6 protein-coding genes are annotated in these 5,327 nt (G+C 48.4%); 2 read left to right on the top strand and 4 right to left on the bottom strand.

Annotation, left to right across the window (positions count from 1 at the left end):
* Positions 1–1,081, top strand: a 1,081-nt coding sequence (locus V6C93_RS07760) for a hypothetical protein (protein ID WP_333476081.1), incomplete at its 5' end; no start/stop codon positions are given.
* Between the two features lie 19 nt (positions 1,082–1,100).
* Here V6C93_RS07760 and V6C93_RS07755 read toward each other — a convergent pair.
* The 4 genes from V6C93_RS07755 to V6C93_RS07740 all read right to left on the bottom strand — a co-directional run bounded on the left by V6C93_RS07755 (position 1,101) and on the right by V6C93_RS07740 (position 4,334).
* Positions 1,101–1,232, bottom strand: a complete 132-nt coding sequence (locus V6C93_RS07755) for a hypothetical protein (protein ID WP_333476080.1) — start codon at positions 1,230–1,232, stop codon at positions 1,101–1,103.
* Positions 1,233–1,252: 20 nt separating this feature from the next.
* On the bottom strand, positions 1,253–2,872 hold the full coding sequence (locus V6C93_RS07750; protein WP_333476079.1) for a helix-turn-helix transcriptional regulator: 1,620 nt from the start codon (positions 2,870–2,872) through the stop codon (positions 1,253–1,255).
* Positions 2,872–3,072 carry a hypothetical protein gene (locus V6C93_RS07745; protein WP_333476078.1) on the bottom strand — a complete coding sequence of 67 codons (201 nt, stop codon included), beginning with the start codon at positions 3,070–3,072 and terminating at the stop codon, positions 2,872–2,874. Before V6C93_RS07745 ends, V6C93_RS07750 begins: the two co-directional genes overlap by 1 nt.
* 161 nt (positions 3,073–3,233) lie before the next feature.
* Positions 3,234–4,334, bottom strand: coding sequence for a hypothetical protein (locus V6C93_RS07740; protein ID WP_333476077.1), 1,101 nt, complete (start codon positions 4,332–4,334; stop codon positions 3,234–3,236).
* A gap of 407 nt (positions 4,335–4,741) precedes the next feature.
* Here V6C93_RS07740 and V6C93_RS07735 point away from each other — a divergent pair, with 407 nt between their 5' ends.
* Entirely contained in the window at positions 4,742–4,924 is a 183-nt protein-coding gene (locus tag V6C93_RS07735) for a hypothetical protein (protein ID WP_333476076.1), read from the top strand.
* Positions 4,925–5,327: the final 403 nt, after the last annotated feature.

The following is a 5,327-nucleotide window of genomic DNA, read 5'->3' as shown; positions in this document are numbered from 1 at the left end:
GGACATTTATGAACGTTCGTCTCACTCGCTCGACAGTCGCGGTGGTGGCATTGTGCTGCAACCGGATGTGATTGAAGCCTTCCAACGGGCAGGGATTCCTGATGATTCTCTGGGCGTAGTGGCACATGAACGCTATTACTTAAACCGGGATGGCAAGATTGCCCAACGGATGCCCATGCGTCAAACGTTGACCTCCTGGAATCTGCTTTATGGTTCTATGAGGCGACATTTTCCAGCAGAACATTACCATACAGGAAAACTCTTAACCGACATTCAGCAAACCGATAAACAGGTTACCGCAATGTTTGCTGACGGAACTTCGGCTACTGGAGATTTATTAATTGGTGCAGATGGGCCTAACTCAACGGTACGTCAACTTTTCCTACCCAACTATCGCTATCATTACGCTGGATATGTTGGCTATCGGGGACTGGTGAATGAACCCGATCTTGACCCAGAAACAGCCGCTTTGTTGACTGAACGATTTGTATTTTTTCAATTTCCCAATTCTCACATTTTACAATACGTGATTCCGGGTGAGAATGAGTCGTTATTGCCCGGAGAACGCCGCTTTAACTGGGTCTGGTATGTCAACTATGATGAAGTAACGGAACTTCCCCGCGTTCTGACCGATAAGAACGATAGACAGCGGGATTATTCCATTCCACCGGGACTCTTAGCACCTGCGATCGAGCAGGAGATGCGGACATATGCTGACACTGTGCTAACTCCACCATTTCAAAAGTTAGTTGCAGCAACGATTGAGCCATTTGTCCAGGCAATTTTGGATCTGGCAGTTCCTCAAATGATGTTTGGGCGAGTGGCGTTAGTGGGCGATGCTGCCTTTATTCCCCGTCCTCATACAGCAGCCAGTACCTCTAAAGCAGCGGCAAATGCGATCGCCCTTGCAGATGCCTTAGTTGCACACCACCACAACGTCCCTCAAGCCTTGGATGCGTGGGAACCTGAGCAGCTTGCATATGGATTAGAGTTAATGAAACATGGTCAATCGCTGGGCGATCGCTCTCAATTTACTTACGGTACAGATCGCTTTGGTGAGTATGCAACTGCTGTGCAATAAACTTAAAGAAGGTAAAGATTTAGAAACTCAGACGACCTAGAAATGGCGATCTGCGCTGACGCTCTTGAACGTCGCTACCGCGATAGCTAACGCTATTGTAGCCTAACAAGTCGATGAGGCGAACGATTGAGGGATACTGGTGGGGTTGCATCTAGAGTTTTGAGATAGCTTTTAAGTCATTCCTAATGCTTGCTTGAGACGGTTCTGAGTTTGAGGAGTTATAGGTCTTTTGCCAGTTTCAATCATTGAAACCGTAGATTTCCCCATCCCTGCAAGTTCAGCTAGTTTAGTGACGCTCAACCCCTGTGCTGTCCTCAGCTCTTTAACTCGTTTACCTGTAAGCTCGATGCAGTCTTGCGGCTGATTAGATGGGGGCGTGGTGTTGCAAGCAACAGATTTTGAAGACGTTTTTTGCCGACGCTTTCGAGTCAAATTTGGTTTTCTTTGTTCATCAATCTCATCTAGTTTCTCAGCAATCTCTGCTGGCGGCTCTACCCAGAGTCTGCCACTCAGCAGCCGCTCAAAACTGCCGCGTGTGCGCTTCGTGATATCAGTCAAGCGCTTCCCCTCACCTGAAGAAGCATCCTCAGCCCAGAAGGAAGCTGCTTCTTCAGGGTCATTAGGGATGCCTGTGAGCGGACTAGCGTTAAGCAACTCCGGCCAATACTGTGGCGGGTAAGTAATAGGGTCTGGTTGGAGACCCCACCCTCTCTTTATTAGCATCAAAAGTGCAGTTTCCCAGCGTCTGACCAGCTTCTTCCGCTCTTTTGAGGACGCAACGGCCGCTTCAACCATTTTCTCACCGAAGGCAACTTTCATTAGCATTTCAACCGTCAGTGGGCCGTTGCGGTTAACCTTAGTTTTGAACAGCAGCCATGTCATCAACCGTGCAGCACCTTCATGGTGGTACCACATACTCATCAACTCATGTAGCAGTCCCGAAGATAGGATACCGTATTCGTAGTAACCTACTTTTTTCTGGCGTTTTTCCTCATTGAGGAAGTATTGTGCCCAGTTCCCACATCGGATTTTAAGCGTAAATCCCACGAGTGTCTTCTCACCGATGGGATTTCCCTGCTCATCGTGAAAACAATCTTGGTAGTGCAAAATTGGCTCTGCGATCTCCCAAAGCCAAGTGCGGCTGACGCTGAACGCTCCGACAGCTCCCTTCTCCGGCCAAGATACATACACCAGGAGGTGACAGGGTTGTTTTGCCAAATCCAACAATAGCTCTAACTTCTGCTGTTTGTTTTTCAGATTCCTGTTTTGGCCTAGACCCAGATATCGTTCTAGCTGCGTATCGCTCACAACGAACTGCTGTTCCCAAGGACGGTCTAACTGTGTTGCGTAAGAAGCGTAGATTAGGTGAATACAGGCAGCTCGAATATCAAATTGATCGATCAAGGCTAGAGCTGCTTCCCCCTCCAGTACGGCAGGAGGCTTGGTATGCAAATCATTGGTAATCCAGAAGGACACATAACCCTGTCCTTTTGCGACAAGACTTTCGTAATAAGGCGACCCAAGACCAGAGTCAACCCAACCTAAATCCCGACCTTGCGTCAGGATGTTACATCCCTCCCAGACTAATCTGTTCGATGCCATGCGCTCAGTTCTACCGTTGGGGAATAAATCACGATTTGTTGGTGGTCGAGAGAAGGAGCGGTAGCGCCCCCTGCGGGTCTGTTGGCTAGTGCCGTTGGTTTGAGGAACCTCTACAAGCGCGATTTCTAGTTGCTGTGAGACCCCTGGTGGAGGATTGCTATCCCTTTTATCATTGTCTGCTCCTGGCATCAGTTTTGTCCTCCCCCGAAATGCCAAACAGTAAAGCGATCGCGTTGCGCTGCTGCAAACCGCAGATCGCTACGGCGGGGCGAGAATGGTTGGAGAACAGCAGTAACACCATCAGCGGCATCAAGCCAGACGGCTGTCTCTTCCAGTAGTCGTAATTTGTTTGGGTTGAATCCCGAAATTCTCGGTTGTTTGGCGTTCATAGTTTGATAAGCGATGCACTTTGTCATATCGAGAGAAGATGGCAAGATTGATGCGGATGCATGGCGATAAGCGCATAGCTTTTGTGAGGTGCCAGCGATCGCGTTTGACCGATGGAAGCCGGGAGCGATACGTTGCTCTGTTCAACGCGCTCGCAGCTTCCTCAAAGAGTTGCTATTTGTTCAGAAAGCCTATCGGCTACCCCAGAATAAGCACTCACCTCGTACTGGGCAGCATCGGAGACCGAAACTTCAATAAAATCTTCAACCTTGGCTTCACTCTGGGCATAAATACTTCTGGAAACTGCCGACTCAATGACTTTGGCTGCCCAGTCCACCACAACCAGCCCCGAAGCTTTAGCGGCATCTTTTATCAGCGGTTGCAAGTAGGCTGGAAGCTGTAGAGTTAGGGTAAAAGTCTCTTCGTTAGGTAGCCTCGTCTTTTCGACCCGATCCGACTCTTCCCCCCGATAAGCCCACAATTCACATTCAGCTCCCCGTGCATTGCCATCCTTCTCTATGAAGCTTAATTTTCCGAACTCATAGCAATAAAAACTTTGGGGGTCATCTAGTAACTCAAGGCTGCAATGACAGCAATTCCAGCAGCTTCGGCAATTAGTTACGGCTTGATTTGGCTCAACTCCCGTCGCAACAGTGCCTTCAACAGTCGCCCTTGGTGTGGAAGTTCCAGGGGCTTGTTCGCCGTCACCAAGTTGCTCTGTTGGAAGCGCTGGCTGTGTAGGGTTGTTAGTTGACTGATGAAGTTGGCGTGGGGGACTGTCCTTACTCTTGGCGCTCGAACGCGCACGCCGATGCTGGTATTCTCTGGCAACTTGGGCAACGTGAGACGCTGTAACTTTCCCACTGGGAGCTGTAGACACAGCCTTAGTCCAAGCTTCCTGTTGCTGCGGGGGTTCAAGCGTAGTGAGAGGTCGAGCTTGGGCTTCGTTGAGAGGAAGAATTTGTGCGCAATTGCGCACATTCTCAACCACGATGGCGGCGTTAATTAGCTGATAAGCCGAGCGACGGGACATCTCCCAGCGAGTGATACAATATTCCTCAAAAGTTGGGTGGTCTTGGCGATAGAGACGCTTATCCCGAATCTGCCTTAAAGCTTGTCCTATCTCCCAAAAAGCTCTTAAACCCCGTTCTACTGTAGCTTCCAGACTACCTAGTTCTAATAGTTCAGCCTCGGTTAGGAAATTTTCTATCTTAGACAAATTTTGAGCATCAGACCCAGTGACATTACCGTCAGAGTTTTCCATAAGCCTCAGCCCTTATAGGTTGCACAAAATGCCCGTGTTCGGAGAAGCCTTGCCTTGCCGCACCCGAACGGGTGTGGAAACGAGAATCCTTGCCTACAAACCCTCTACATCAGCTATAAAATCGTCTACCACTTGGGAACGATTTCTAGTTCGCCCTATGACAAACACTTTTCCAAAATTAGATAATGTTAGTCGGGGTTAAACTAGATGTTGATGAGTCAGGAGGAAGTCCAATCCTTGGAACAATCTGCATCCACGGCATTTTGACTACGGTGAGCAGCTACCTATAATTAGCCAGACCTACAAGATGTCAGTCGTCTAGCTACACGGTGAGCTGCTAGCTTTTTAAGCTTACTCCTAGATTACTCCTAAAATACTCCTAAAAAGCGGTGAGCCTGAGGAAAATTATGAAAATAGATCGGAAGAAAAAATTACAAATTTGGTTGAGCGACGAAGAATACGCTCGTCTAGATGCTGAGTCTACCCGCCAAGGTGTTCCTATGGCACAACTTATGCGCTCTTTTATTCGTAGACTTCCTCCTATTGACAGCTCTGCTGAGGATACCAGAAATGAGTTAATGCAAGCCTAAACGAATTACCACAGGTGCGTTTAATAGCGCTGTGGCGATCGCTCTAGTTTTATAAATTTTTCCATCATATAAAGAACTACGCGCTATTCCCTTGCATCAAGAAGTTCCTGAGCTATCCATTCCCTGTCAAAGCTTTCCAGGGCGGAGTGTGTAAATTTGGGAATCTAGAGCAGGTCGGCAATTGGCGACATACCACCTTTCGCCATGTATGCGGCTTCGGATGCACAAGTGTTAATGCTTGATCCATTGCAGCAATTCATTTGGTGCATAAACATCGCGATAAAAGGTCAGCTGCTCGGTCTTGAGGTAGCAGGCTCCTCTATGTCCGCGTCGAAGCCAAGTCACATTTCCCTTGGCGATCGTTTCATTCGTCTCGTCGTCAATACACTTCCATTCAAAGTAG

It is taken from the genome of Allocoleopsis sp., from assembly GCF_036703385.1.
GTDB lineage: Bacteria > Cyanobacteriota > Cyanobacteriia > Cyanobacteriales > Coleofasciculaceae > Allocoleopsis.
This window is presented reverse-complemented; position numbering and strand designations above follow the sequence as displayed.

Bases quoted from the DNA above. Each gene is read 5' to 3' on its own strand.
- V6C93_RS07735 (WP_333476076.1), top strand. From the start codon at position 4,742: ATGAAAATAGATCGGAAGAAAAAATTACAAATTTGGTTGAGCGACGAA.
- V6C93_RS07745 (WP_333476078.1), bottom strand. From the start codon at position 3,072: ATGAACGCCAAACAACCGAGAATTTCGGGATTCAACCCAAACAAATTA.
- V6C93_RS07750 (WP_333476079.1), bottom strand. From the start codon at position 2,872: ATGCCAGGAGCAGACAATGATAAAAGGGATAGCAATCCTCCACCAGGG.
- V6C93_RS07740 (WP_333476077.1), bottom strand. From the start codon at position 4,334: ATGGAAAACTCTGACGGTAATGTCACTGGGTCTGATGCTCAAAATTTG.
- V6C93_RS07755 (WP_333476080.1), bottom strand. From the start codon at position 1,232: ATGCAACCCCACCAGTATCCCTCAATCGTTCGCCTCATCGACTTGTTA.